This window comes from Candidatus Marinarcus aquaticus (genome assembly GCF_004116335.1).
In the GTDB taxonomy this organism is placed as follows: Bacteria; Campylobacterota; Campylobacteria; order Campylobacterales; family Arcobacteraceae; genus Marinarcus; species Marinarcus aquaticus.
Genome location: NZ_PDKN01000014.1, coordinates 1 through 3,351, shown reverse-complemented (window position 1 = coordinate 3,351; position 3,351 = coordinate 1). Strand labels below are relative to the sequence as shown.

2 rRNA genes are annotated in these 3,351 nt (G+C 45.7%); both read left to right on the top strand.

The annotated features are described in order from the left end of the window. The first annotated feature begins 180 nt into the window (after positions 1-180). A 23S ribosomal RNA gene (locus tag CRV04_RS12745) occupies positions 181-3,093 on the top strand. 132 nt (positions 3,094-3,225) lie between these two features. Beyond that, positions 3,226-3,341, top strand: a 5S ribosomal RNA gene (rrf, locus tag CRV04_RS12740). Positions 3,342-3,351 lie beyond the last annotated feature (10 nt).

Here is a 3,351-nt window from a genome sequence, read left to right as displayed (position 1 = left end):
AGTTATTTAAAAATATAATGTTAAAAGTCTTTAGTTTTTCCAATGCGAATATGAGTAAAATCATATTTAAAATTGAAAACATAAAAACACAACTTTTTTATTGAATCTATTAGTAGATTTAATAAGATAGTAGCCAAGGAATAATTATCAAGGTAGGATAACGAGAGTTATCTTATAAAAAATAAAGCTATAAAGGGCTAATGGTGGATGCCTAGACTGTAAGAGGCGATGAAGGACGTACTAGACTGCGATAAGATTCGGGGAGCTGTCAAGAAGCTTTGATCCGGATATTTCCGAATGGGGCAACCCAGTATATAGAGATATATATTACCCTGCGGGGGGCGAACTAGGTGAAGTGAAACATCTCAGTAACCTAAGGAAGAGAAATCAAATGAGATTCCGTCAGTAGCGGCGAGCGAACGCGGACAAGGGCAAACCCTATGCTTGCATAGGGGGTTGTAGGACCATAACGTGAGACTTAAGAGAATAGAAGAAATACCTGGAAAGGTATAGCATAGAAGGTGATACTCCTGTATTTGAAATTTTCGAGAGCTCTAATGGATTCCTGAGTAGGTCGGAACACGTGGTATTTTGACTGAATCCGGGGGGACCACCCTCCAACCCTAAATACTACTTACAGATCGATAGTGAACAAGTACCGTGAGGGAAAGGTGAAAAGTACTCCAGCGAGGAGAGTGAAATAGAACCTGAAACCATTAGCTTACAATCATTCGGAGCCCTATGATTTATCAGGGTGACGGACTGCCTTTTGCATAATGAGCCTGCGAGTTGTGGTATCTGGCGAGGTTAAGCCAAGTGTGAAGCCGTAGCGAAAGCGAGTGTTAATAGCGCGAATTAGTCAGATGCTGCAGACCCGAAACGAAGTGATCTATCCATGAGCAGGTTGAAGCTGGTGTAAGAGCCAGTGGAGGACCGAACCGGTGGGCGTTGAAAAGTCCTCGGATGACTTGTGGATAGGGGTGAAAGGCCAATCAAACTTCGTGATAGCTGGTTCTCTCCGAAATATATTTAGGTATAGCGTTGTGTCGTAGCATATGGGGGTAGAGCACTGATTGGGCTAGGGCTGCTTACCGCGGTACCAAACCCTGTCAAACTCCGAATACCATATGTGTAATCACAGCAGTCAGGCGTAGGGTGATAAAATCCTATGTCGAGAGGGGAACAACCCAGACTAACAGCTAAGGTCCCTAAGTTACATCTAAGTGGAAAACGATGTGGAGTTACTGTGACAACCAGGAGGTTGGCTTAGAAGCAGCCATCCTTTAAAGAAAGCGTAACAGCTCACTGGTCTAGTGATTCTGCGCGGAAAATATAACGGGGCTAAGATGTACACCGAAGCTTTAGACTCAGATTTATCTGAGTGGTAGGAGAGCGTTCTATTCAGCGTTGAAGGTATACCGACGAGGAGTGCTGGAGCGGATAGAAGTGAGCATGCAGGCATGAGTAGCGAGAAAAGAGGTGAGAATCCTCTTCGCCGAAAACCCAAGGTTTCCTACGCGATGCTCGTCATCGTAGGGTTAGTCGGGACCTAAGTCGAGTCCGAAAGGGGTAGACGATGGCAAATTGATTAATATTTCAATACCAACAAATAAGCGCGATGTGGGGACGCATAGAGTTAATCGAGCTCACTGATGGAATAGTGGGTCGAAGGACGTAGGTTGTTACTTAGGCAAATCCGGGTAACACGAGACCGAGATCTTACAGGCCGAACAATCTTTTCGAAGAGCGTTTGGAATCGATGATACTGTCGTGCCAAGAAAAGCCACTAAGTTTATTATTTGTTGCCCGTACCGTAAACCGACACAGGTGGGTGGGATGAGTATTCTAAGGCGCGTGGAAGAACCCTGGTTAAGGAACTCTGCAAACTAGCACCGTATCTTCGGTATAAGGTGTGCCTACTTCTGTATAGAGATTTACTCTCAAAAGCGGAAGAGGTTGCAACAAAGAGTCCCTCCCGACTGTTTACCAAAAACACAGCACTTTGCTAACACGTAAGTGGATGTATAAGGTGTGACGCCTGCCCGGTGCTCGAAGGTTAACTGATGATGTTAGCGTAAGCGAAGCATTTGATTGAAGCCCGAGTAAACGGCGGCCGTAACTATAACGGTCCTAAGGTAGCGAAATTCCTTGTCGGTTAAATACCGACCTGCATGAATGGCGTAACGAGATGGGAGCTGTCTCAACCAGGGATCCAGTGAAATTGTAGTGGAGGTGAAAATTCCTCCTACCCGCGGAAAGACGGAAAGACCCCGTGCACCTTTACTACAGCTTGACACTGTAGCTTGGATATTCATGTGCAGGATAGGTGGGAGGCTTTGATTACTAGACGCCAGTAGAGTATGAGCCATCCTTGAGATACCACCCTTGAATATTTGAGTTACTAACTGCGATAGGTTATCCCTATTCAGGACAATGTCTGGTGGGTAGTTTGACTGGGGCGGTCGCCTCCTAAAAAGTAACGGAGGCTTACAAAGGTTAGTTCATGGCGGATGGAAATCGCCAGTTGAGTATAATGGCATAAACTAGCTTGACTGTGAGAGAGACAACTCGAGCAGAGACGAAAGTCGGTCATAGTGATCCGGTGGTTCTGTGTGGAAGGGCCATCGCTCAAAGGATAAAAGGTACGCCGGGGATAACAGGCTGATCTCCCCCAAGAGCTCACATCGACGGGGAGGTTTGGCACCTCGATGTCGGCTCATCGCATCCTGGGGCTGGAGCAGGTCCCAAGGGTATGGCTGTTCGCCATTTAAAGCGGTACGCGAGCTGGGTTCAGAACGTCGTGAGACAGTTCGGTCCCTATCTTCCGTGGGCGTAGGAAAGTTGAAGAGATTTGTCCCTAGTACGAGAGGACCGGGATGAACGTACCACTAGTGTACCAATTGTTCTGCCAAGAGCATCGTTGGGTAGCTACGTACGGATGTGATAAGAGCTGAAAGCATCTAAGCTCGAAGCCAACTCTAAGATGAACTTTCCCTGAAGATCCCAGCAAGACTAGCTGGTTGATAGGCTGGATGTGTAAGCGTTGTAAGGCGTTTAGCTGACCAGTACTAATAGATCGTTCGGCTTTTTTTAAACTATTTCTTGGTTTACTATCTTATTAAATCTATAAGATTTAATGTGTTACAAAGACATTAACATTATAACTTTACTCTAACCCAAGTTGAGTACAGAGCAAACTGCTACAGTTTGTTTGATACTCAATTTGCTGGTGGCTATAGAGAAGTGGAAATACCCAGCTCCATTCCGAACCTGGAAGTCAAGCACTTCATCGCTGATAATACTGCACCTTTCAGGTGTGGAAACGTAAGCCGCTGCCAGCTTTGAGTATTT